At 63.1% G+C, this 374-nt stretch carries 1 protein-coding gene; it reads right to left on the reverse strand.

Features of this window, described 5'->3' with window-relative positions; genetic code table 11:
* On the reverse strand, positions 1-374 hold a 374-nt coding region (locus tag HUV26_RS13435), incomplete at both ends, for a cadherin-like domain-containing protein (protein WP_174410660.1).

Here is a 374-nt window from a genome sequence, read left to right on the forward strand (position 1 = left end):
GTGGCGGTCAGCTTGCCGCGCAGCAGGGCATCCCCCTCCGCAACGGCAACATCCGCATGGGCGTTGGCTACGGGCGCATCGTTGGTGCCCGTTACCTTGATGGTCAGCTTGGCAGTGGCTTCACCGCCGTTGCCGTCTTCCACCTTGTAGGTCACCACCATGGTCTTCACCTGACCGGCCTTCAGGCTGTCATAGGCGGGGTCGGTGGCGTCAAAGGTGTAGGTGCCGTCCGGGTTCAGCGTAAAGCCCGCAGGGGCCGCGCTCACCAGCGAATAGGCCAGTTCATCGCCATCCACGTCCGTGGCTTCCAGCTTGCCGGTTACATACCCTTCACCGTCCGGATCGGAAGGCACAAAGCCTTCTTCCACCAGCAG

The organism is Desulfovibrio psychrotolerans, assembly GCF_013340305.1.
Classification (GTDB): Bacteria; Desulfobacterota; Desulfovibrionia; order Desulfovibrionales; family Desulfovibrionaceae; genus Halodesulfovibrio; species Halodesulfovibrio psychrotolerans.